Below are 22,462 nucleotides of genomic sequence, written 5' to 3' on the forward strand. Positions count from 1 at the left end.
AAGCCCGTCACCTTCAGGTGGCGGGTTTTTTTTTGTCATGGATTTTGCATGGGAAGAGTGCGAAAACAGCGTTTCAGTGTTAGCGTTACAACAAAAGATTGTTATGCTTGAATTATGGCGATGTCGTACCCATTACAGAGGGACTAGCTGATAATCCGTCCATAAGGTTACAATCAGCACAGCAGGTTTTTTCAAATTTTATCCAGGAGACGGAAATGTCATACAGCGGCGAACGAGATAACTTTGCACCCCATATGGCGCTGGTGCCGATGGTCATTGAACAGACCTCACGTGGTGAGCGCTCTTTTGATATCTATTCTCGTCTACTTAAGGAACGCGTTATTTTTCTGACTGGCCAGGTCGAAGACCATATGGCTAACCTGATTGTGGCGCAGATGCTGTTCCTGGAAGCGGAAAACCCGGAAAAAGATATCTACCTGTACATCAACTCCCCTGGTGGGGTGATTACCGCAGGGATGTCTATCTATGACACCATGCAGTTTATTAAGCCGGACGTCAGCACCATTTGTATGGGCCAGGCGGCCTCAATGGGCGCGTTCCTGCTGACTGCAGGGGCAAAAGGTAAGCGTTTTTGCCTGCCTAACTCTCGCGTCATGATCCACCAGCCTCTGGGCGGTTACCAGGGCCAGGCGACGGATATTGAAATTCATGCCCGTGAAATCCTGAAAGTGAAAGGGCGCATGAATGAACTTATGGCGCACCATACGGGTCAATCTCTTGAGCAGATTGAGCGTGATACTGAGCGCGATCGCTTCCTCTCCGCTTCTGAAGCGGTGGAGTATGGTCTGGTCGACTCGATTTTGACCCATCGTAATTGATGCCTGAGGTGCAGGTGTGCCGCTACACACTTTATCCTTAAAGTTACCTCTTTGTAGGCTGCCAGCGCTTACCCCTGTTACTTACTTATGTAAGCGGCCGGGGATTTGCTTAGTTGCCGCCTCGATGTAGCTCGAATGATTTTGTGTATATACTAATGAAGGGCGGCACAACGCTGACAAGCGGCCTTGCGCCTGAGAATGGCATTTGCGTCGTCGTGTGCGGCACAAAGAACAAAGAAGAGGTTTTGACCCATGACAGATAAACGCAAAGATGGCTCGGGCAAATTGTTGTACTGCTCTTTTTGCGGCAAAAGCCAGCATGAAGTGCGCAAGCTGATTGCCGGTCCATCCGTGTATATCTGCGACGAATGTGTTGATTTATGTAACGACATCATTCGCGAAGAGATTAAGGAAGTAGCACCGCACCGTGAACGCAGTGCGCTGCCGACGCCACACGAAATTCGCAACCACCTGGACGATTACGTTATCGGTCAGGAACAGGCGAAGAAAGTGCTGGCGGTCGCGGTATACAACCATTACAAACGTCTGCGCAATGGCGACACCAGCAATGGCGTCGAGTTGGGCAAAAGTAACATCCTGCTGATTGGCCCGACGGGTTCCGGTAAAACGCTGCTGGCTGAAACGCTGGCGCGCCTGCTGGATGTTCCGTTCACTATGGCTGATGCCACCACCCTGACCGAAGCCGGTTATGTGGGTGAAGACGTTGAAAATATCATTCAGAAACTGTTGCAGAAGTGCGATTACGACGTACAGAAAGCGCAGCGCGGGATTGTCTATATTGATGAGATCGACAAAATCTCGCGTAAATCAGACAACCCGTCTATTACGCGTGACGTTTCCGGCGAAGGCGTACAGCAGGCGCTGCTGAAACTGATCGAAGGGACAGTTGCTGCAGTTCCGCCTCAGGGGGGACGTAAGCATCCGCAGCAGGAGTTCTTGCAGGTTGACACCTCTAAGATCCTGTTTATCTGCGGTGGTGCTTTCGCAGGGCTGGATAAGGTGATTGCTAACCGTGTTGAAACCGGCTCCGGCATTGGTTTTGGTGCGACGGTAAAAGCCCAGTCTGATAAAGCCAGCGAAGGTGAACTGCTGTCGCAGGTCGAACCGGAAGATCTGATCAAGTTTGGTCTGATCCCTGAATTCATCGGTCGTCTGCCGGTTGTGGCAACTCTGAGCGAACTGAGTGAAGAAGCGCTGATCCAGATCCTGAAAGAACCGAAAAACGCCCTGACCAAACAGTATCAGGCGCTGTTCAATCTTGAAGGTGTCGATCTGGAATTCCGTGAAGAAGCTCTGGATGCGATTGCTAAAAAAGCGATGGCGCGCAAAACCGGTGCCCGTGGCCTGCGTTCTATCGTGGAAGCTGCGCTGCTCGACACAATGTACGATCTGCCTTCTATGGAAGACGTCGAAAAAGTAGTGATCGACGAGTCCGTGATCAGTGGCCAAAGCAAGCCGTTATTGATTTACGGTAAGCCGGAAGCACAGCAGGCATCTGGTGAATAATTAACCATTTTATACAATCGGTTAATCAAAAAGGGGGGATTTTATCTCCCCTTTTATTTTTCCGTAAACATGGCGTTGAATGTGTGGGAAACATCCCCATATACTGACATACATGTTAAAGGTGGTATGAAGCACAGCAATGCCATCCGATTACCTGGCGGACACTAAACTAAGAGAGAGCTCTATGAATCCTGAGCGTTCTGAACGCATTGAAATCCCCGTATTGCCGTTGCGCGATGTGGTGGTTTATCCGCACATGGTCATACCCTTATTTGTAGGGCGGGAAAAATCTATCCGTTGCCTTGAAGCGGCTATGGACCATGATAAAAAAATCATGCTGGTCGCGCAGAAAGAAGCTTCAACGGATGAGCCGGGTGTAAACGATCTTTTCACCGTCGGGACCGTGGCCTCTATTTTGCAGATGCTGAAACTGCCTGACGGCACCGTAAAAGTGCTGGTCGAGGGGTTACAGCGCGCGCGTATTTCTGCGCTGTCTGATAACGGCGAGCATTTCTCTGCGAAAGCGGAGTACCTTGATTCGCCAGCCATTGATGAGCGCGAACAGGAAGTGCTGGTGCGGACCGCAATCAGCCAGTTCGAAGGCTATATCAAGCTGAACAAGAAAATCCCACCAGAAGTGCTGACGTCGCTTAACAGCATTGACGATCCTGCGCGTCTGGCGGATACCATCGCTGCGCATATGCCGCTGAAGCTGGCTGATAAACAGTCCGTTCTGGAGATGTCCGACGTTAACGAACGTCTGGAATATCTGATGGCGATGATGGAATCTGAAATCGATCTGCTGCAGGTTGAGAAACGCATTCGCAACCGCGTTAAAAAGCAGATGGAGAAGTCCCAGCGTGAGTACTATCTGAACGAGCAAATGAAAGCCATTCAGAAAGAGCTCGGCGAGATGGACGATGCGCCGGATGAAAACGAAGCGCTGAAACGTAAGATCGACGCGGCGAAAATGCCGAAAGAGGCAAAAGAGAAAGCGGAAGCTGAACTGCAGAAGCTGAAAATGATGTCTCCAATGTCGGCAGAAGCGACTGTAGTACGTGGCTACATCGACTGGATGGTACAGGTTCCGTGGAATGCGCGTAGCAAGGTCAAAAAAGACCTGCGTCAGGCGCAGGAAATCCTTGATACCGACCATTACGGTCTGGAGCGCGTGAAAGACCGTATTCTCGAGTATCTTGCGGTTCAAAGCCGTGTGAACAAAATCAAGGGGCCGATCCTGTGCCTGGTTGGACCGCCGGGGGTGGGTAAAACCTCTCTGGGCCAGTCCATCGCTAAAGCGACCGGGCGTAAATACATTCGTATGGCGCTGGGCGGCGTGCGTGATGAGGCTGAAATTCGTGGTCACCGCCGGACTTATATTGGTTCGATGCCGGGTAAACTGATCCAGAAAATGGCCAAAGTGGGCGTTAAAAACCCGCTGTTCCTGCTTGATGAGATCGACAAAATGTCTTCCGACATGCGTGGCGATCCGGCTTCCGCACTGCTTGAAGTGTTGGATCCAGAGCAGAACGTGGCGTTCAGCGATCACTACCTGGAAGTGGATTACGATCTCAGCGACGTCATGTTCGTTGCGACCTCTAACTCCATGAACATTCCGGCGCCGTTGCTGGATCGTATGGAAGTGATCCGTCTGTCCGGTTATACCGAAGACGAGAAGCTGAATATCGCCAAACGTCACCTGCTGCCGAAGCAGATTGAGCGTAACGCGCTGAAAAAAGGCGAGCTGACGGTCGACGATAGCGCCATTGTGGGCATTATTCGTTACTACACTCGTGAAGCAGGCGTACGTAGTCTGGAGCGTGAAATCTCCAAACTGTGCCGTAAAGCGGTTAAACAACTGTTGCTCGATAAGTCACTGAAGCATATCGAAATCAATGGCGATAACCTGCATGATTACCTGGGGGTACAGCGCTTTGACTACGGCCGTGCGGACAACGAAAACCGCGTTGGTCAGGTTACGGGGCTGGCATGGACGGAAGTAGGTGGCGATCTGCTGACCATTGAAACCGCTTGTGTACCGGGTAAAGGCAAGCTGACCTACACCGGTTCTCTGGGTGAAGTGATGCAGGAATCCATTCAGGCAGCGCTGACCGTGGTTCGTGCGCGTGCGGAAAAACTGGGCATTAATCCGGATTTTTACGAAAAACGCGACATCCACGTCCACGTACCTGAAGGGGCAACACCGAAGGATGGTCCGAGTGCGGGTATTGCCATGTGTACTGCGCTGGTGTCTTGTCTGACTGGTAACCCGGTGCGTGCAGATGTAGCAATGACCGGCGAGATCACTCTGCGTGGTCAGGTTCTGCCTATCGGTGGTTTGAAAGAAAAATTGCTGGCAGCACACCGTGGCGGCATCAAAACGGTCTTAATTCCAGATGAAAACAAACGTGACCTGGAAGAGATTCCGGACAACGTAATTGCCGATCTGGACATCCATCCGGTGAAACGCATTGAGGAAGTTCTGACTCTCGCACTGCAAAATGAACCGTCTGGAATGCAGGTTGTAGCGGCAAAATAGTGACCTCGCGCAAAGAGCACTAATAAAAACAGGGCTGGCAGGTCATTTCGGACTTGCCAGCCTTTTTTTGTATAGCTAATTTAGATGACGGATTAGGTCTGCCATCATTAACGGGTGTTGTAAGGGCATGGCAGGCCTGATATAACTGCTGCGCGTTCGCACTTTGAAGGATTCAGGTGCGATATAAATTATAAAGAGGAAGAGAAGAGTGAATAAATCTCAACTGATCGACAAAATTGCTGCAGGGGCTGATATCTCTAAAGCTGCGGCTGGCCGTGCGTTAGATGCAATTATTGCTTCTGTTACCGAATCTCTGAAAGAGGGTGATGACGTAGCGCTGGTAGGTTTTGGTACTTTTGCCGTTAAAGAGCGTGCTGCCCGTACTGGTCGCAACCCGCAAACTGGTAAAGAGATCACCATCGCCGCGGCAAAAGTACCGGGTTTCCGTGCAGGTAAAGCACTGAAAGACGCGGTAAACTAAGAGTGATCCCCTTGGGGATGTGACAAAGTACAAGGGCGCATCAACTGATGTGCCTTTTTTATTTCCCATTCCGGGACTTTCTACGTGTTGTGGGCTGACAATTGCCCCTGTTTCTTGTCACAATAGACCTTTCCGCGCAGCGTTCAGAAAACGCTATGCTGCGTGAGGTATACAGTCACCTACAGCGGAGTGTGGTTACACCATGATGGACAGCTTACGCACGGCTGCTAACAGTCTCGTGCTCAAGATTATTTTCGGTATCATTATCGTGTCGTTCATTTTGACCGGCGTGAGTGGTTACCTGATTGGCGGAAGCAACAACTACGCCGCAAAAGTGAATGGCCAGGAAATTAGCCGCGGGCAGTTTGAGAATGCGTTTAACAGCGAACGTAATCGCATGCAGCAGCAGTTGGGCGATCAGTACTCTGAACTGGCGGCAAACGAAGGCTACATGAAAACGCTGCGTCAGCAGGTGTTGAATCGTCTTGTGGACGAGGCTCTACTGGATCAGTACTCCCGTGAGCTTAAGCTCAGCATCAGCGACGAGCAGGTTAAACAGGCTATTTTTGCTACTCCTGCTTTCCAGGTTGATGGCAAATTTGATAACAACCGCTACAACGCGATTGTGAATCAGATGGGGATGACTGCAGACCAGTATGCTCAGGCACTGCGTAACCAGCTCACCACGCAGCAACTGATCAACGGCGTTGCCGGGACAGATTTCATGCTGAAAGGTGAAACGGATGAGCTGGCGGCGCTGGTCGCACAACAACGTGTCGTGCGTGAAGCGACGATTGACGTCAACGCCCTTGCTGCGAAGCAATCGGTGACCGACCAGGAAGTAGCCAGCTACTACGAGCAGAATAAAAATCGCTTTATGACGCCGGAGCAGTTCCGTGTGAGTTACATCAAGCTGGATGCTGCAGCAATGCAGGAAACAGCCAGCGATGCTGATATTCAGTCTTACTATGACCAGCATCAGGATCAGTTCACCCAACCTCAGCGTAGCCGTTACAGCATCATTCAGACTAAAACGGAAGATGAAGCCAAAGCGGTACTGGATGCGCTGAACAAAGGCGGCGATTTTGCCGCTCTGGCCAAAGAAAAATCCGCCGACATTATCTCTGCCCGTAACGGCGGTGATATGGGATGGCTGGAAGAATCTACTACGCCGGATGAGTTGAAAAATGCTGGCCTGAAAGAAAAAGGTCAGCTGTCAGGTGTGATCAAATCTTCGGTTGGTTTCCTCGTTGCCCGCCTGGACGATATCCAGCCAGCACAGGTTAAACCTCTGAGCGAAGCGCGTGATGATATCGCGGCGAAAGTGAAGCAGGAAAAAGCGCTGGATGCTTACTATGCGTTGCAACAGAAAGTGAGCGATGCTGCAAGTAACGATAACGAATCCCTGGCGGGGGCTGAGCAGGCTGCTGGCATGAAAGCGGTCGAAACGGGCTGGTTTAGCCGTGACACCCTGCCGGAAGAGCTGAATTTCAAACCTGTCTCTGACATCATTTTTAATGGTGGTCTGATTGGTGAGAATGGTTCTCCGGGCAGTAACTCTGACATCATCACAGTGGATGGCGATCGTGCGTTTGTGCTGCGTATTGCGGAGCATAAAGCAGAGGCTGTTAAGCCACTGGCGGATGTGAAAGAGCAGGTCATCGCGCTCGTTAAGCATAATAAAGCTGAGCAACAGGCGAAACTGGATGCAGACAAACTGCTGACTGAGCTGAAAGCCGGTAAAGGTGATGAAGCAATGAAAGCAGCCGGTCTTAGCTTCGGCGAAGAGAAGACGCTGAGCCGAACTGGCCAGGATCCCGTGAGTCAGGCTGCATTTGGCCTGGGGCTGCCTGCGAAAGACAAGCCGAGCTACGGCGTGGCGAACGATATGCAGGGCAATGTAGTTCTGCTGGCGCTGGAAGAAGTGAAAGCGGGTTCTATGCCTGAGCAGCAGAAGAAAGCGATGGTTCAGGGGATTACCCAGAATAACGCACAGATTGTCTTCGAAGCGCTGATGAGCAACCTGCGTAAAGCTGCAAAAATTAAAGTCGGTGATGCGCTGGAACAGCAGCAGTAACCGAGGCTCTTCGCAAAAAATTGCAAAAAGTTGTATTCCCCAAAGGCCGCTTTCGCGGCCTTTTCCATTTCTGATATTTGCTATTTGTCTGCTGTTCTTCACCTCGCTATCGTGACTCTACTGTTAACAAACAAGGAGCAAACAGTATGAAACATGGAATCAAAGCACTGCTTATTACCCTTTCGTTGACTTGTGTGGGTATGACACAAAGTGCGCTGGCGGCGGAACCTGTCGCAAAAAGTCAGATGACCCAGACCAAAGCAGATACCTCTGGTGCGGCGCATGGAAAAGCAACTGCACCGGCAAAATCCAGCGATGATGAAGGCACCAGGGTAAGTATCAATACAGCCTCTGCGGAGGATTTAGCGCGGGTTATGAATGGTGTGGGATTGAAGAAGGCGCAGGCGATAGTCAGTTATCGGGAGGAGTACGGACCGTTTAAAACCGTCGATGATTTAAAGCAGGTGCCGGGAATGGGAAGTTCACTGGTGGAACGTAATCTGGCATTTTTAACACTTTAATAACTTGCGCAGTGGCAAAAATTTGCCAGACTATAGAGGTCATACCAGTTATGACCTCTATACTCGTCGCCTTTCAAGCTGTAGATGCGTTGGTTACGCTCACTTGCCCGAATTATACGCTTGCTGCGTTACTCGGTCTGCGACCTCCCTCTTAGGGGCCAGCGCAAGCGCTGTTCAAAACACAGCGTGTTTTGTCCTGCAACTCGAAATCCTTAGAGTATGTTCTTATAAAAAAATTAGGGTTCCCGCGCTATGCAAACACAGATTAAAGTCCGTGGTTATCATCTCGATGTCTATCAGCACGTCAACAATGCCCGTTATCTTGAGTTTCTGGAAGAAGCCCGCTGGGACGGTCTTGAAAACAGTGATAGCTTTCAGTGGATGACCGCACACAACATCGCTTTTGTGGTGGTTAACATCAATATTAACTACCGGCGTCCTGCCGTGCTGAGCGATCTGCTGACCATAACCAGCCAGGTACAACAGTTAAACGGAAAAAGTGGAGTTTTAAACCAGACAATCACTCTGGAGCCGGAAGGGCAGGTCGTAGCCGATGCGTTAATTACTTTTGTCTGCATTGATTTGAAAACTCAGAAAGCGCTACCGCTGGAAGGAGAGTTGCGAGAAAAGCTGGAGCAGATGGTGCAGTAATTGTCGGTTGCCTGATGGCGTTTTTCTTATCAGGCCCAGAAGTTCATTATTTGTAAGCCGGATTAGGCGGTTATGCCGCAATCCGGCTCAATTCAAAAATTACTTTAACCCGGTCTTGCGCTTCATTGCAGCCATAATCTCGGATTTATCCGCCAGATAATGGTTCAGACCGTTAGCGCGCAGATTACAGGCGGCACAATGACCACAACCGTCGCCCTTAATTCCGTTGTAGCAGGTCAGTGTCTCATTACGCACCAGATCCAGCTTGCCCCAGTAATCGGCCAGCGCCCAGGTTTCAGCTTTATCAATCCACATCAGCGGGGTTTCAAAGCGGATGTCTTTTGCCATCCCCAGACTAACGGCATGGTTCAGCGCTTTGACAAATTCATCGCGACAATCCGGATAACCGGAGAAATCGGTTTCGCAGACGCCGGTAATGACAGCCTCCGCTTTCACCTGGTAAGCATAAATAGCCGCCAGCGTTAAAAACAGAATATTGCGCCCTGGCACAAAGGTATTGGGGATGCCGTCAGCATCCGGTTCATAATCCGGAACCGGAATATTATCCCGGGTCAGACTACTGACAGCCAGTTCGCTGAGCAGCGTGACATCAAGGACTTTGTGTGCACGGGCACCAAGTTTTAAGGCCAGGTCACGTGCGACATCAATCTCAGCGCGATGGCGCTGACCATAATCAAAGGTCACGCAGTGCACTTCATCATACTGATGCAGCGCTTGCGCCAGACAAGTGGTGGAGTCCTGACCTCCACTAAATACTACAACGGCACGTTTCATGGCTTTTCCTGACAAATAACAAAAACCCTATGGTAGCGCCTGGGCGTGGCGCCGACCAGCTTCTTCACACTGAAGGGGGTGGGAGCCAGGCTTCGGCGAACTCAAACCAGCCTCGTGGGTTCAGGCGTACGCCATTTACGCCTGGTGGAGCGCTAATGCGATAGTGATAATTGAACAGCGGCGTTAGCGTGGCGTCATTCATAAGGCTGGCGAAAACCTGTTGTAAAGCCGCGTGTCGATGGCCCTCATCAGCCTGAATTTGCAGTGCATCCAGCGTCGCTTGCAGATGGGAGAACGCTGGAGCGTCCAAAACATGCGGCCATAGCTGATCGCAGCGCAACCACTGTTCGAGGGTATATTCTGGCGCCTCGCCAATTAGCCTGTCACCCATCATCAGGTCTGCCTGGGCCAGAGGATGGTCGCCATCCCAGTTCTTCGCATTATGAAAAATCAGCGTTAATTCACAGCCCAGTATTGCCAGCGCCTGGCGAAGCTGTTCGGCCATGGCGTGCAGTTCAACCGGAAGGTGATAAGCCAATGTCAGTTTTTCCGGCAGTGGTACTTCGTCCTGGTTATCCCATTGTGGGATGGTCCACCCGGGCAACAGCGCATTGCTTGGGGTAATGAGATTTTCATCCACATCAAGAGTTTGTAACAGGGAAGAACGATGAATGATATTGACCAACCGGCGAGCCTGGAGCGTGTTCAGACGAGAACTTTTCCGCAGCGTCAAATAGCAAAATCCGAGGCTGATCCCGCTGCTAACCTGACTTAGCATGGCAAGCTCGTCAGGTTTACCAATCGCAATTTGCACCGGATGACGACAGCTGGTACCCAGGTCCTGGGCGAAAAGTTGCGGGGTGATCCAGTATTCAATAGCTTTCAGCAACGGATGGTTTAGATGATAGTGCTCATGGCTCTCTATGCGTACCAGATCGGGTGTAAACAGCGTCAGCCGGAACGGACCGGTGCCGACGAGTGGCTGTTCAGGATGGGCAAGGTGGCTGCTGTAGCTTGCCAGACGGTGCGCCAGCCAGAAATCAGGACGATGGAGAATAAAGGTCAGGCATTGAGGATGCGTTACTTCAATGCGTTTAATGCTGATAAACAATTTATTGAGCGCAGGAAGTTCGAGCAGCATTAACAGGCGCTGATGTAGCTGTGCAGTATTTACCGCATCACCATTATGCCAGTACAGCGTGGAGCGAATATAGAAATCCCAGCGCAGGCCGTCGGCGGAGATATCCCAGTGATGAGCTAAATCTCCACAGGGGCGTTGGGTATAACTATCAAAGCGGGTCAAGCCAGAGAATATCTGCCCGGCGAGGTGTTGTTCAGCACGACCGGGGAGAAAGCCTGGATGTAGCGGATCAAGCTGGCGGTAATAGGGGATACGCAATGTCGGCGTATCGTTTTGCCACTGCCCCCCCATAAACGGTTGCAGCAGAGTTCTTAACTCTCCGGGAGCCAGCTGGGCCAGTTCCAGTACGCTGAGTTGTTCTCCCTTTTGTAGTGCCTGTTCCATCATCGTGTTGCGCAGTGAGTCGGGTGTTACCAAAAAGCGCAACAGGCCCCGTTTTCCGCGGCCGGGCTGTGCTTCCCATATCAGCCACCCGGCATCCTGCGCCTGTTTCAGTAACGTTCTTGCATGGCGCTCGCTGCAAAAACATCGCTCAGCCAGTTCGCCAACGGTGACCGACTGGGGTTCTCCGCTCGACGGCTGCCAGAGGCGTTGGTACTGGTTCAGGCGATTTAAAAGTCGCATTTATACTTCATCATTCAAGCTGCCTCTTTGTTGGCTGCACATTACCCGCCCCTTAAGGGGCCGCTACAGGTAGAGTTCAAATCTGCTCCGCCCCTGTCACATACTGGAATATATGTTCCTGGGAATTCCTTCACTTGCCGCTTCGATGCTTCTCGAATGATGTTGTGTAAAGAAACCCGGAACAATTTGTTTTATCTATTCACTATTACTTCCGTATATCTCAGGTGATACTGAACCACAAGTTAACTGCGTCACAGTGTGGAGAAAGAAATGGCTCGTCTGGCTGCGTTTGATATGGATGGCACCCTTTTGATGCCGAATCACCATTTAGGTGATGAAACGCTCTCAACGTTGGCACGCCTGCGTGAACGCGATATCACTCTGACGTTTGCCACCGGTCGCCATGTCCTGGAGATGCGCCATATTTTAGGTACGATCTCGCTGGATGCCTTTTTGATAACGGGCAACGGGACGCGCATTCATTCGCTGGAAGGCGATGTACTTCACCGTCAGGATCTGAACCCCGCTGTGGCTGATATTCTCCTGCATCATGTGTGGGATACGCAGGCCAGCATGCATGTCTTCAACGATAACGGCTGGTTTACCGGACAAGAGATCCCGTCGATCCTGAAAGCGCATGTATACAGTGGATTTCTCTATCAGATAGTTGATGTGAAACGAATTCCGGCCCATCAGGTAACGAAGATCTGTTTCTGCGGCGATCATGACGATCTCATCCGCCTGCGCATTCAATTAAATGAGGCGCTGGGCGAGCAGGCAAATCTCTGTTTTTCCGCCGTAGATTGTCTGGAGGTTCTGCCGCTGGGCTGCAATAAAGGCTCCGCGCTGGCGGTGTTGAGTGATCATTTAGGTTTTTCAATGGCAGAGTGCATGGCATTTGGTGACGCCATGAACGATCGTGAAATGTTGGGCAGCGTCGGGCGCGGGCTGATTATGGGGAACGCCATGCCGCAATTGATTGCTGAACTTCCTCATTTATCGGTGATTGGGCATTGCCGCAATCAGGCTGTATCTCACTTTTTGACGCATTGGCTGGATAATCCGCATCTACCTTATTCCCCCGAATGAGAGATCCCTTCCAGCAAGCCAGACCTTTAGGTCTGGCTTTTTTTTATCTGCTTTAGTTGATATTCAGTAACCGGGATATTTCCGCTTTCCATGGCGCTAAATCACCGATATGCACACTGACCCATTGCGGGTTGTAGTAAGTCTCAAGATAGCGTTCGCCGCTGTCGCACAGAAGCGTCACCAACGAGCCAGTTTCTCCTGCATCGCGCATGCGGGCGGCAAGTTGTAACGTTCCCCACATATTGGTTCCTGTTGAGGCACCGACTTTTCGGCCCAACTGTGTTTCCAGCCAATGTGCAGTGGCAACGCTGGCTGCATCCGGTACGCGCAGCATTTCATCGACGACATCGGGAATGAAAGACGGTTCTACGCGCGGGCGACCGATACCCTCAATTTTACTTCCCACAGGGCTGCGTAACGTGGCATCACGATCCTGCCAGTATGGCAGAAAGACAGAGTTTTCCGGGTCAACTACCATCAGATGAGTGTCATAACCCTGGCAGCGAATATAGCGGCCTATCGTTGCTGATGTACCACCGGTTCCGGCGCTCATCACGATATGTCTGGGAACGGGGTTGGGTTCACATTCCATCTGGCGGAAGATGCTGTCGGCAATGTTGTTATTGCCACGCCAGTCGGTAGCGCGTTCGGCGTAGGTGAATTGATCCATGTAATGACCGTTTAGTTCACGTGCCAGTTGCTCGGACGCAGCATAAATTTCGCAGGCGCTTTCCACAAAATGACAACGGCCGCCGTAAAACTCAATCTGTTCAATTTTACGTTTTGCCGTACAGGAAGGCATAACGGCAATAAACGGCAGTCCTAACAGCCGGGCGAAATAGGCTTCTGAAACCGCCGTTGACCCCGAAGACGATTCAATAATGGTGGTGCCTTCTTTGATCCAGCCATTACACAATCCGTACAGGAACAATGAACGCGCCAGTCGATGCTTCAGGCTGCCAGTTGGATGCGTACTCTCATCTTTCAGGTAGAGCTGAATACCTGGAAACGCCGGGAGTGACAGGCGAATGAGATGCGTATCTGCGGAGCGCTGATAATCCGCATTGATTTCATTAATGGCGTTTTTAACCCAGGATCTATTCATCATTAATATCCATTTGTCATTTTGTGCCTAGATTAGCGAAAAGCACGGAAAAAATTGTTGCCATTTAGCCTTTAAAATAGAATGTAAGGAGAAAATTCTTCTCTGTGGAGTGGATATGTTAGACAAAATTGACCGTAAGCTGCTCGGCTTACTGCAACAGGACTGCACCCTTTCTTTGCAGGCATTGGCGGATGCCGTTAATCTGACCACCACTCCCTGCTGGAAGCGACTCAAGAGGCTGGAGGATGACGGCGTACTCCTCGGTAAAGTCGCGCTACTGGATCCGGAAAAACTGGGGCTGGGTTTAACCGCATTCGTGTTGATTAAGACCCAGCATCACAGCAGTGAATGGTATTGCCGCTTTGTCACTGAAGTCACCGGCATGCCGGAGGTACTGGGTTTCTGGCGTATGGCGGGGGAGTACGACTACCTGATGCGGGTTCAGGTCGCCGATATGAAACGTTATGACGATTTCTACAAGCGCCTGGTGAACAGCGTACCGGGGCTATCGGACGTTACCTCAAGCTTTGCCATGGAACAGATTAAATATACTACTGCTCTACCTATTGAATAATTCTTCCGGCGGTCATTGCCGAAAATCAAGTCAGGACATAACGCGTGCGATTATTTGCTCAATTAAGCTGGTACTTTCGTCGGGAGTGGCGTCGCTACCTCGGGGCAGTGGCCTTGCTTATCATCATCGCTATCCTTCAGCTTATTCCACCAAAAGTTGTGGGTATTATTGTGGATGGCGTCAGCACTCAGCAGTTCACGACTGAACAAGTGCTCTTGTGGATCGGCACGATTGCTCTGATTGCTGTGGTGGTCTATTTGCTGCGCTATGTCTGGCGCGTGCTGCTGTTTGGTGCTTCCTATCAACTTGCTGTCGAGCTGCGAGAAGATTATTACCGCCAGCTTAGCCGCCAGCATCCTGAGTTTTATCTGCGCCATCGCACGGGTGATCTGATGGCGCGCGCCACTAACGATGTCGACCGGGTGGTGTTTGCTGCCGGGGAAGGTGTACTGACGTTGGTGGACTCACTGGTGATGGGATGTGCGGTATTGATCGTGATGTCGACGCAAATTAGCTGGCAGCTTACGCTAATCGCCTTATTGCCGATGCCGGTGATGGCACTGATGATTAAACGTTACGGCGATAGGTTGCATAACCGCTTTAAACTGGCGCAGGCGGCATTCTCCAGCCTTAACGATCGTACTCAGGAGAGCCTGACCAGCATTCGCATGATTAAAGCCTTTGGCCTGGAAGACCGTCAGTCGGCCTTATTTGCGGCAGACGCCGAAGATACCGGGAAGAAAAATATGCGCGTTGCGCGTATTGATGCCCGCTTTGACCCAACAATTTATATCGCTATTGGCATGGCGAACCTGCTGGCAATTGGCGGCGGAAGCTGGATGGTGGTTCACGGATCGCTGACGCTAGGTCAGTTGACCAGTTTTATGATGTATCTCGGTTTGATGATTTGGCCAATGCTGGCGCTGGCGTGGATGTTTAACATCGTCGAGCGCGGTAGCGCTGCGTACAGCCGCATTCGTGCCATGCTTGCCGAAGCTCCTGTGGTAGATGATGGCGTGGAGTCGGTGCCGGAAGGTCGTGGAGAATTGTCGGTAGCGATCCGCGAATTCAGCTATCCGTTAATGACTCACCCAACTCTTGAAAACGTCAGCTTTCAGCTTAAGCCTGGGCAGATGCTGGGTATCTGTGGTCCGACAGGTGCAGGAAAAAGTACCATTCTGGCGCTGATCCAGCGCCACTTCGATATTACGCAGGGCGATGTGCGTTTTCATGATATTCCGTTAACGCGCTTACAGCTTGATAGCTGGCGCAGTCGGCTGGCAGTTGTTAGTCAGACACCATTTTTGTTTTCGGATACGGTCGCCAACAACATTGCTCTTGGACGCCCGCAGGCGACGCAGGACGAGATTGAACATGTGGCGCGCTTAGCCAGCGTACACGAGGATATTTTACGTCTTCCCCAGGGGTATGACACCGAGGTCGGTGAGCGTGGCGTTATGCTGTCAGGTGGGCAAAAACAGCGTATTTCCATCGCCCGCGCGTTGCTGCTCAATGCGGAAATCCTGATTCTGGACGATGCCCTGTCGGCGGTAGATGGTCGTACTGAGCATCAGATCCTGCACAACCTGCGGCAGTGGGGCGAAGGGAGAACCGTTATTATCAGCGCTCACCGCCTGTCTGCTTTGACGGAAGCCAGCGAGATTATTGTGATGCAGCATGGACATATTACCCAGCGTGGAGAACATGATTATTTGGTGCAGCAACCTGGCTGGTATCGTGATATGTACCGTTATCAACAGCTGGAAGCGGCGCTGTCTGACGCCCCGGAAATAAATGAGGAGGCGGCTAATGCGTAGCTTTGGGCAATTATGGCCGACCCTGAAAAGGCTGCTGGTGTATGGATCACCGTGGCGAAAACCGCTGGCCATTGCGGTGGTCATGCTGTGGGTAGCCGCGGCGGCCGAAGTCAGTGGTCCGCTGTTGATTAGCTATTTCATCGATAACATGGTGGCGAAAAACAACCTGCCGTTAGCGATGGTCGCCGGGTTGGTCGCGGCTTACATAGGTCTGCAACTGCTGGCTGCGGGTTTGCACTACGCGCAGTCACTGTTGTTTAACCAGGCCGCTGTCGGTGTGGTGCAGCAGCTACGTACGGATGTTATGGATGCCGCGTTGCGCCAGCCACTGAGCGAATTTGACACCCAGCCTGTCGGGCAGCTTATCTCCCGCGTAACCAACGACACTGAAGTTATTCGCGACCTGTACGTGACGGTAGTGGCGACGGTTCTGCGCAGTGCTGCCTTAATTGGCGCCATGCTGGTGGCAATGTTCAGTCTGGAATGGCGTATGGCGCTGGTGGCAATGGCTATTTTCCCCGCTGTGCTGGTGGTGATGGTGATCTATCAGCGTTACAGCACACCTATTGTGCGCCGCGTTCGCGCCTATCTGGCGGACATAAACGATGGCTTTAACGAAGTCATTAACGGTATGAGCGTGATCCAGCAGTTCCGCCAGCAGGCGCGCTTTGGTGAAAGAATGGGCGAGGCCAGCCGTTCGCACTATATGGCGCGAATGCAGACCCTGCGACTGGACGGTTTTTTATTACGACCGTTGCTTAGCCTTTTTTCTGCGCTGATCCTTTGTGGCTTATTAATGCTGTTCAGCTTCACGTCTGGCAGCACAATTGAAGTCGGGGTTCTGTATGCGTTTATCAGTTATCTCGGGCGTCTGAACGAACCTCTGATCGAGCTGACGACTCAGCAATCGATGCTGCAACAAGCAGTTGTCGCCGGTGAACGTGTTTTTGAACTGATGGATGGGCCGCGCCAGCAATATGGCAAGGATGAGCAGCCTCTGAGGAGTGGAAATATTGAGGTTGATAATGTGTCATTTGCTTATCGCGATGACAATCTGGTCCTGCAAAATATCAACCTGTCTGTTCCTTCGCGCAGTTTTGTGGCACTGGTCGGACATACCGGAAGCGGCAAGAGTACGCTCGCCAGCCTGCTGATGGGCTACTACCCGCTGACTCAAGGGGAAATCCGTCTTGACGGACGACCTCTCTCCTCATTGAGTCATGACGTCCTGCGTCAGGGGGTAGCGATGGTGCAACAGGATCCGGTGGTGATGGCAGATACCTTTCTGGCTAACGTCACGCTGGGGCGTGATATTTCAGAAGGTAGGGTCTGGCAGGCACTTGAGACCGTGCAACTGGCGGAACTGGCTCGTGGCCTGAGTGATGGCATTCACACCCGACTGGGTGAGCAAGGGAATAATTTGTCCGTCGGGCAGAAACAGCTGTTAGCGCTGGCGCGGGTACTGGTTGAAACGCCGCAGGTACTGATCCTGGATGAAGCCACCGCCAGTATTGACTCGGGAACGGAACAGGCAATTCAGCAGGCGCTGGCGGCGGTACGTGAACACACTACGCTGGTGGTGATTGCGCACCGGTTATCGACGATTGTGGATGCAGACACTATTCTGGTGCTGCACCGTGGTCAGGCCGTTGAACGCGGTACGCATCAGCAATTACTGACGGCGCAAGGGCGATACTGGCAGATGTATCAACTGCAGTTAGCCGGTGAAGAGCTGGCGGCCAGCGCGCAAGAGGACTCGCTTATCGCCTGATGCACCAGCTTCGCTGTAGCCAACGCTGTTGGTGCAAAAAAATAACGCATCATGCACTGTCATGGTGCGTTTTTCTTTCCATTTATTGTTTCTGATGTACATCACGTTTCAGCCTTTCAACTCGATCCCCTGTTTTCTGCACTAAATAACGGTCCATTTCTGTTTTTTCGATTCCTGGCACACCCCTTGCAATATTCATCCCGTGTATCTGCAGCCACTACTGAATTCTGACTGGAGGGGATCTATGAAGCTGGTTACCGTGGTAATCAAACCGTTCAAACTGGAAGACGTCCGTGAAGCACTGTCGTCTATTGGTATTCAGGGGCTGACCGTCACCGAAGTGAAGGGCTTTGGACGACAGAAAGGCCATGCCGAGTTGTACCGGGGGGCCGAATACAGCGTCAATTTTTTACCGAAGGTGAAGATTGATGTGGCAATTGCCGACGACCAGCTTGATGAAGTTATTGATGTCATCAGTAAGGCGGCCTACACCGGAAAAATTGGCGACGGCAAAATATTCGTCGCCGAGCTGCAACGTGTGATTCGCATTCGTACCGGCGAAGCCGACGAAGCCGCACTGTAACTTCTGGCACACAGTGATAGGAAACCAAAAAATGAAGATAGCAACGATGAAAACGGGTATTGCTTCACTGGCGTTGCTGCCGGGGCTGGCGATGGCGGCACCGGCAGTCGCAGATAAAGCCGATAATGCCTTTATGATGATTTGCACCGCATTGGTGCTGTTTATGACCATTCCGGGCATCGCGCTGTTCTACGGCGGTTTGATTCGCGGTAAGAACGTCTTATCGATGCTGACTCAGGTCACAGTGACGTTCGCGCTGGTCTGCATTTTATGGGTTGTTTATGGCTACTCGCTGGCTTTTGGCGAGGGGAATAATTTCTTCGGTAACTTCAACTGGGTAATGCTGAAAAGCATCGCGCTGACGGCGGTTACGGGGAGTTTCTATCAGTATATCCACGTTGCTTTCCAGGGCTCGTTCGCCTGCATTACCGTTGGGCTTATCGTTGGTGCACTGGCTGAACGAATCCGCTTCTCTGCAGTACTGATTTTTGTGGTGGTGTGGCTAACGCTTTCCTACATCCCTATCGCGCATATGGTATGGGGTGGTGGACTGCTGGCTTCCCATGGCGCTCTGGATTTTGCTGGCGGAACGGTTGTACATATTAACGCGGCGATTGCCGGTTTAGTTGGGGCTTATCTGATTGGCAAACGTGTTGGGTTTGGCAAAGAAGCCTTTAAACCGCATAACCTGCCAATGGTCTTTACCGGTACCGCTATCCTCTATATCGGCTGGTTTGGTTTTAATGCCGGTTCTGCAGGAACGGCAAATGAAATCGCTGCACTGGCATTTGTGAATACCGTTGTTGCCACTGCTGCTGCCATCCTGGGGTGGATCTTCGGTGAGTGGGCATTGCGTGGCAAACCATCTTTATTAGGTGCATGCTCCGGTGCTATTGCAGGTCTGGTTGGCGTGACGCCTGCCTGTGGCTATATCGGAGTTGGTGGTGCGCTGATCATCGGAGTCATTGCCGGTCTGGCTGGCTTGTGGGGGGTGACGATGCTGAAACGTTTTCTGCGTGTCGATGACCCCTGTGACGTGTTCGGTGTCCACGGTGTCTGCGGCATTGTTGGCTGTATCCTGACCGGGGTATTTGCAGCCAGCTCGCTGGGGGGAGTGGGCTTTGCTGAAGGCGTTACAATGGGGCATCAGCTACTGGTTCAACTGGAAAGTGTAGCGATTACCATCGTCTGGTCCGGTGTGGTAGCGTTCATCGGTTATAAGCTGGCAGATATGACCGTGGGGCTGCGTGTACCGGAAGAGCAGGAGCGTGAAGGGCTGGATGTTAACAGCCACGGTGAAAACGCCTACAACGCGTGATCCCTCGACTGCTGGTTTCGGCCTACAAAGAGTATGCTTGTAGGCCGAAACCGGCATTTATTAATTACGGTTACGCATGACCCCTTCCTGTACGGTAGAAGCTACCAGCACGCCGTCCTGAGTATAAAACTCCCCACGAACAAAGCCCCTGGCTCCGGAGGCGGAAGTGCTCTCCACGTTATACAGCAACCATTCATTGATATTGAAAGGACGATGGAACCACATCGAATGGTCGATAGTGGCTATTTGAATACCTTTCTCCAGGAAACCAATACCGTACGGTTGCAGCGCAACGGGCAGGAAATTCAGATCAGAAGCGTAGCCAAGGAGGTATTGATGTACGCGCAAATCGTCCTGCAGCGTGCCGTTGGCACGGATCCACACCTGACGGGTTGGTTCGGCAACATGACCTTTTAACGGGTTATGAAACTCTACTGGACGAACCTCCAGCGGACGGTCGTTGATAAACTTTTCTTTCAACAGCGGCGGCAGCAGATGAGCCACAGAGCGGGCAATTTCCGTTTCCGATTTCAGCTCTTCTGGGCCCGGTGCGGCAGGCATGGTTTTTTGATGTTCAAACCCGTCTTCCGGCGCCTGAAAAGAGGCGGTCATATAAAAAATGGGTTTCCCGTTCTGAATAGCGGCAATGCGGCGAGCGCTGAAGCTGTTACCATCGCGCAGAACTTCTACATCGTAGATTATCGGTTTTTGGCTATCTCCCGGGCGTAAAAAGTAGCTATGGAAAGAGTGCACCAGACGTTCTTCCGGCACGGTCTCTTTTGCGGCGTACAGCGCCTGGCCGACGACCTGTCCCCCAAAAACCTGACGCAACCCTAAGTCTTCACTTTGGCCCCGAAAGAGTCCTTCTTCAATTTTTTCCAGATTCAACAATGTCAGCAAATTTTTCAGTGCCAGACTCATACGTGCTCTCCAGGTGATATCGATGTCGCAGCGAGGTAGGCAGAGTATAACGCAATTTTGAAAGTGGTCCGATGGGTGCAATTGTCTGAATAACAGGTCTATTACAGGCAAAAATAGCTGATTTGTGCCACACTTAGTCACGTTATGTTTTTGTTAACCACTCTTCTGGCGGGGAAAGTTCTCGCTGGTGCATAGATGATAAGGAGAATTTAATGAAACTCGTGCACATGGTAAGTGGTTTAGCGGTTGCGGTCGCGCTGGCGGCCTGTGCTGATAAAAGTGCAGATATTCAGACACCTGCGCCAAGCCCTAATACGTCAATTGCTGACACACAGTCAAAAATTCAACAGCCGAATGTTTCTGGTACAGTTTGGATCCGCCAGAAAGTCGCTTTGCCACCGGATGCTGTGCTGACCGTCACGCTGTCGGATGCTTCACTGGCCGATGCTCCGTCAAAAGTGCTGTCACAAAAAGCGGTTCGAACCGAGGGCAAGCAAGCGCCATTCAGCTTCGTGCTCCCGTTTAACCCGGCAGATATTCAGCCCAATGCACGCATCCTGCTGAGTGCGGCTATCATGGTGAATGATAAGCTGGTCTTTATTACCGATACTGTTCAACCAGTCATCAATCAGGGCGGAACTAAAGCCGATCTGACGCTGGTTCCTGTTCAGCATACGGAAGTACCGGTGCAGGCAGGTGGCGGGGCAGCGACTACGGTTCCTTCGACTTCTCCGACCCAGGTGAATCCTTCTTCTGCCGTTCCTGCTCCCACGCAGTATTAATGCAGTTTATAACCCTCTCCGTCAGGAGAGGGTTAATACACCCAGCGATACCGTTGCAAATCGATTTGCCCACTACCTGAAACCACCACACCTTCCGCCAGCAATGCCTGACGCTGTCGTTGTAGATCGGGACCGGTCAGGGATATTGCGCCATGGCGATTGACAACTCGATACCAGGGCAGGGTGCTGCCTTCCGGGAGTCTCTTTAGCACACCTCCCACCTGGCGCGCTGCTCGCGGTGAACCGGCGAGCCGGGCGACATCACCATAAGTGGTGACAAATCCTTCCGGGATTGAGGCGACGATTTGCCAGACGCGTTGGGGGAAAGAGTCTTGTATATCCATCATTTATTCCTGCAATAATCTTCCAGCATAATCCGGAATGGCGAGGGAGTGAAGCCTCATTGAGCAAGAAAACAGCATCCGATGCTGGATGGGTTGCAATTACAGGGTGCAGCAGTGATAATGCGCCTGCGCGTTGGTTAACAACGCTCTCAATGGGGGCTCTGTTGGTTCTCCCGCAACACTACTCTGTTTACCAGGTCAGGTCCGGAAGGAAGCAGCCAAGGCAGATGACGTGTGTGCCGGGATGTAGCTGGCAGGGCCCCCACCCAATTCTGCTTTACTGCAATCTCCTTCTCTTAATCTTCTCTTTCTTGTCATCGTAATGTCATTTTATTGTCATCAAATGCTGTCACTGTGTTTCAGGGATGTTATTTGATGTTTTTACTGCCTCAATCTTGCCGGAAAGATATGGGTCTTGTACCCGCTATGCTTTGGCTGACCACAAGGATTTATTACGATGCCTACCGCAGTATTGAACGTCAAAATTGAAGAAGCGCTAAAAGAAAAACTTCGCCATTACGCTGAAGTGAATAATGAAAATTTAAGTATATCAACGGAAAAGCTGCTGCTTATTGCATTTTCCGCAGTAGAAGAGGCGGGAGTCTCCGCTGATGATATTGACAGCCAGCATACGGAAGAATCCGTGGTTGATGCACTGACTCCTAAAGAAATCAAAGCATTGCGCAGATTACTGAAGAAGAAAAAATGAAACAACAACCGCTCTCAAGCGCCTGTAATTATGGCGAAGCCTGTGAATTGCTGCGTTCCGGTTATGTGAAGCATGTTCGCCTGAGCTGGAATGTCGGCAGTGATGAATTTTTCCGAATAGCTTCTGACTGGTGTGATGCTGGGGCAAAGATTAAAAAAGACGGCGATAATTTTATTATCTCCCTGAAAGGCTTCCCGGTTCCCCGCCAACAGTAATGTTGTCTGCCTCTAATGGGCAATGGCAAGTAACGAGCC

20 protein-coding genes, 1 other RNA gene and 1 pseudogene are annotated in these 22,462 nt (G+C 51.4%); 17 read left to right on the top strand and 5 right to left on the bottom strand.

The genetic code is table 11. The features are described 5' to 3' along the window. Nucleotides 1–215: 215 nt before the first annotated feature. From clpP to fadM, 7 genes are all read left to right on the top strand, one after another. A complete protein-coding gene (gene clpP / locus OGX98_RS07755; RefSeq protein ID WP_003021624.1) occupies nt 216–839 on the top strand; it encodes an ATP-dependent Clp endopeptidase proteolytic subunit ClpP in 624 nt (207 codons plus the stop codon). 252 nt (nt 840–1,091) lie between these two features. Next, complete coding sequence (clpX, locus tag OGX98_RS07760) at nt 1,092–2,366, top strand: ATP-dependent protease ATP-binding subunit ClpX (RefSeq protein ID WP_045440553.1); 1,275 nt, start codon at nt 1,092–1,094, stop codon at nt 2,364–2,366. Between the two features lie 184 nt (nt 2,367–2,550). Beyond that, nucleotides 2,551–4,905 (top strand): endopeptidase La, encoded by a 2,355-nt coding sequence (gene lon, locus OGX98_RS07765; RefSeq protein ID WP_045440556.1) that lies wholly within the window; start codon nt 2,551–2,553, stop codon nt 4,903–4,905. Nucleotides 4,906–5,095: 190 nt separating this feature from the next. Beyond that, nucleotides 5,096–5,386: a nucleoid-associated protein HU-beta gene (hupB, locus tag OGX98_RS07770; protein ID WP_219352570.1), complete on the top strand. Its 291-nt coding sequence runs from the start codon at nt 5,096–5,098 to the stop codon at nt 5,384–5,386. A 202-nt stretch (nt 5,387–5,588) separates the two neighbouring features. Beyond that, the gene (gene ppiD, locus OGX98_RS07775) at nt 5,589–7,463 is read left to right on the top strand and encodes a peptidylprolyl isomerase (RefSeq protein ID WP_045440559.1); all 1,875 of its coding nucleotides are present in this window, start codon (nt 5,589–5,591) and stop codon (nt 7,461–7,463) included. Nucleotides 7,464–7,609: 146 nt separating this feature from the next. Beyond that, entirely contained in the window at nt 7,610–7,984 is a 375-nt protein-coding gene (locus OGX98_RS07780; RefSeq protein ID WP_200041943.1) for a helix-hairpin-helix domain-containing protein, read from the top strand. Between the two features lie 252 nt (nt 7,985–8,236). Beyond that, on the top strand, nt 8,237–8,635 hold the full coding sequence (gene fadM / locus OGX98_RS07785; protein ID WP_045440562.1) for a long-chain acyl-CoA thioesterase FadM: 399 nt from the start codon (nt 8,237–8,239) through the stop codon (nt 8,633–8,635). 99 nt (nt 8,636–8,734) lie between these two features. Here fadM and queC read toward each other — a convergent pair whose 3' ends face one another. Together queC and OGX98_RS07795 are read right to left on the bottom strand one after the other, a co-directional pair. Then, the gene (gene queC / locus OGX98_RS07790; RefSeq protein ID WP_045440563.1) at nt 8,735–9,430 is read right to left on the bottom strand and encodes a 7-cyano-7-deazaguanine synthase QueC; all 696 of its coding nucleotides are present in this window, start codon (nt 9,428–9,430) and stop codon (nt 8,735–8,737) included. A gap of 64 nt (nt 9,431–9,494) precedes the next feature. After that, the gene (locus OGX98_RS07795; protein ID WP_225760587.1) at nt 9,495–11,195 is read right to left on the bottom strand and encodes an SgrR family transcriptional regulator; all 1,701 of its coding nucleotides are present in this window, start codon (nt 11,193–11,195) and stop codon (nt 9,495–9,497) included. Nucleotides 11,196–11,465: 270 nt separating this feature from the next. Between OGX98_RS07795 and cof the strand changes: the two genes are divergently transcribed. Beyond that, nucleotides 11,466–12,284, top strand: coding sequence for an HMP-PP phosphatase (gene cof / locus OGX98_RS07800; protein WP_286595078.1), 819 nt, complete (start codon nt 11,466–11,468; stop codon nt 12,282–12,284). 52 nt (nt 12,285–12,336) lie between these two features. Here the strand turns inward: cof and OGX98_RS07805 are convergent, their stop codons facing one another. Then, complete coding sequence (locus tag OGX98_RS07805) at nt 12,337–13,392, bottom strand: PLP-dependent cysteine synthase family protein (RefSeq protein ID WP_286595079.1); 1,056 nt, start codon at nt 13,390–13,392, stop codon at nt 12,337–12,339. 112 nt (nt 13,393–13,504) lie between these two features. Between OGX98_RS07805 and decR the strand changes: the two genes are divergently transcribed. The 5 genes from decR to amtB all read left to right on the top strand — a co-directional run bounded on the left by decR (nt 13,505) and on the right by amtB (nt 19,452). Then, the gene (gene decR, locus OGX98_RS07810; RefSeq protein WP_045440577.1) at nt 13,505–13,963 is read left to right on the top strand and encodes a DNA-binding transcriptional regulator DecR; all 459 of its coding nucleotides are present in this window, start codon (nt 13,505–13,507) and stop codon (nt 13,961–13,963) included. Nucleotides 13,964–14,007: 44 nt separating this feature from the next. Next, nucleotides 14,008–15,780, top strand: coding sequence for a SmdA family multidrug ABC transporter permease/ATP-binding protein (locus OGX98_RS07815; RefSeq protein ID WP_045440579.1), 1,773 nt, complete (start codon nt 14,008–14,010; stop codon nt 15,778–15,780). Next, nucleotides 15,773–17,551 carry a SmdB family multidrug efflux ABC transporter permease/ATP-binding protein gene (locus OGX98_RS07820; RefSeq protein WP_286595080.1) on the top strand — a complete coding sequence of 593 codons (1,779 nt, stop codon included), beginning with the start codon at nt 15,773–15,775 and terminating at the stop codon, nt 17,549–17,551. Before OGX98_RS07815 ends, OGX98_RS07820 begins: the two co-directional genes overlap by 8 nt. Nucleotides 17,552–17,795: 244 nt before the next feature. Beyond that, complete coding sequence (gene glnK / locus OGX98_RS07825; RefSeq protein ID WP_002891893.1) at nt 17,796–18,134, top strand: P-II family nitrogen regulator; 339 nt, start codon at nt 17,796–17,798, stop codon at nt 18,132–18,134. Nucleotides 18,135–18,165: 31 nt separating this feature from the next. Beyond that, nucleotides 18,166–19,452 carry an ammonium transporter AmtB gene (gene amtB / locus OGX98_RS07830; protein WP_048221942.1) on the top strand — a complete coding sequence of 429 codons (1,287 nt, stop codon included), beginning with the start codon at nt 18,166–18,168 and terminating at the stop codon, nt 19,450–19,452. Nucleotides 19,453–19,512: 60 nt separating this feature from the next. On the opposite strand, the gene tesB is transcribed toward amtB, so the two are convergent. Beyond that, nucleotides 19,513–20,373 (bottom strand): acyl-CoA thioesterase II, encoded by an 861-nt coding sequence (tesB, locus tag OGX98_RS07835; RefSeq protein WP_048221941.1) that lies wholly within the window; start codon nt 20,371–20,373, stop codon nt 19,513–19,515. Between the two features lie 212 nt (nt 20,374–20,585). On the opposite strand from tesB, the gene OGX98_RS07840 reads away from it, so the two are divergent. Next, a complete protein-coding gene (locus OGX98_RS07840) occupies nt 20,586–21,155 on the top strand; it encodes a YbaY family lipoprotein (RefSeq protein WP_045440593.1) in 570 nt (189 codons plus the stop codon). 32 nt (nt 21,156–21,187) lie between these two features. Here the strand turns inward: OGX98_RS07840 and OGX98_RS07845 are convergent. Then, nucleotides 21,188–21,577 (bottom strand): annotated as a pseudogene (locus tag OGX98_RS07845) (MGMT family protein). 84 nt (nt 21,578–21,661) lie between these two features. On the opposite strand from OGX98_RS07845, the gene ffs reads away from it, so the two are divergent. The 3 genes from ffs (at nt 21,662) to OGX98_RS07860 (ending at nt 22,423) form a co-directional block, all read left to right on the top strand. Next, an RNA gene (gene ffs, locus OGX98_RS07850) (signal recognition particle sRNA small type) lies at nt 21,662–21,758 on the top strand. Between the two features lie 198 nt (nt 21,759–21,956). After that, entirely contained in the window at nt 21,957–22,208 is a 252-nt protein-coding gene (locus OGX98_RS07855; protein ID WP_286493180.1) for a hypothetical protein, read from the top strand. After that, on the top strand, nt 22,205–22,423 hold the full coding sequence (locus OGX98_RS07860; protein WP_045440600.1) for a hypothetical protein: 219 nt from the start codon (nt 22,205–22,207) through the stop codon (nt 22,421–22,423). The genes OGX98_RS07855 and OGX98_RS07860 overlap by 4 nt, the downstream gene beginning before the upstream one ends. Nucleotides 22,424–22,462: the final 39 nt, after the last annotated feature.

Origin of the sequence: Citrobacter sp. Cm046, from assembly GCF_030333065.1 — a bacterium.
GTDB classification, from domain to species: domain Bacteria; phylum Pseudomonadota; class Gammaproteobacteria; order Enterobacterales; family Enterobacteriaceae; genus Citrobacter; species Citrobacter murliniae.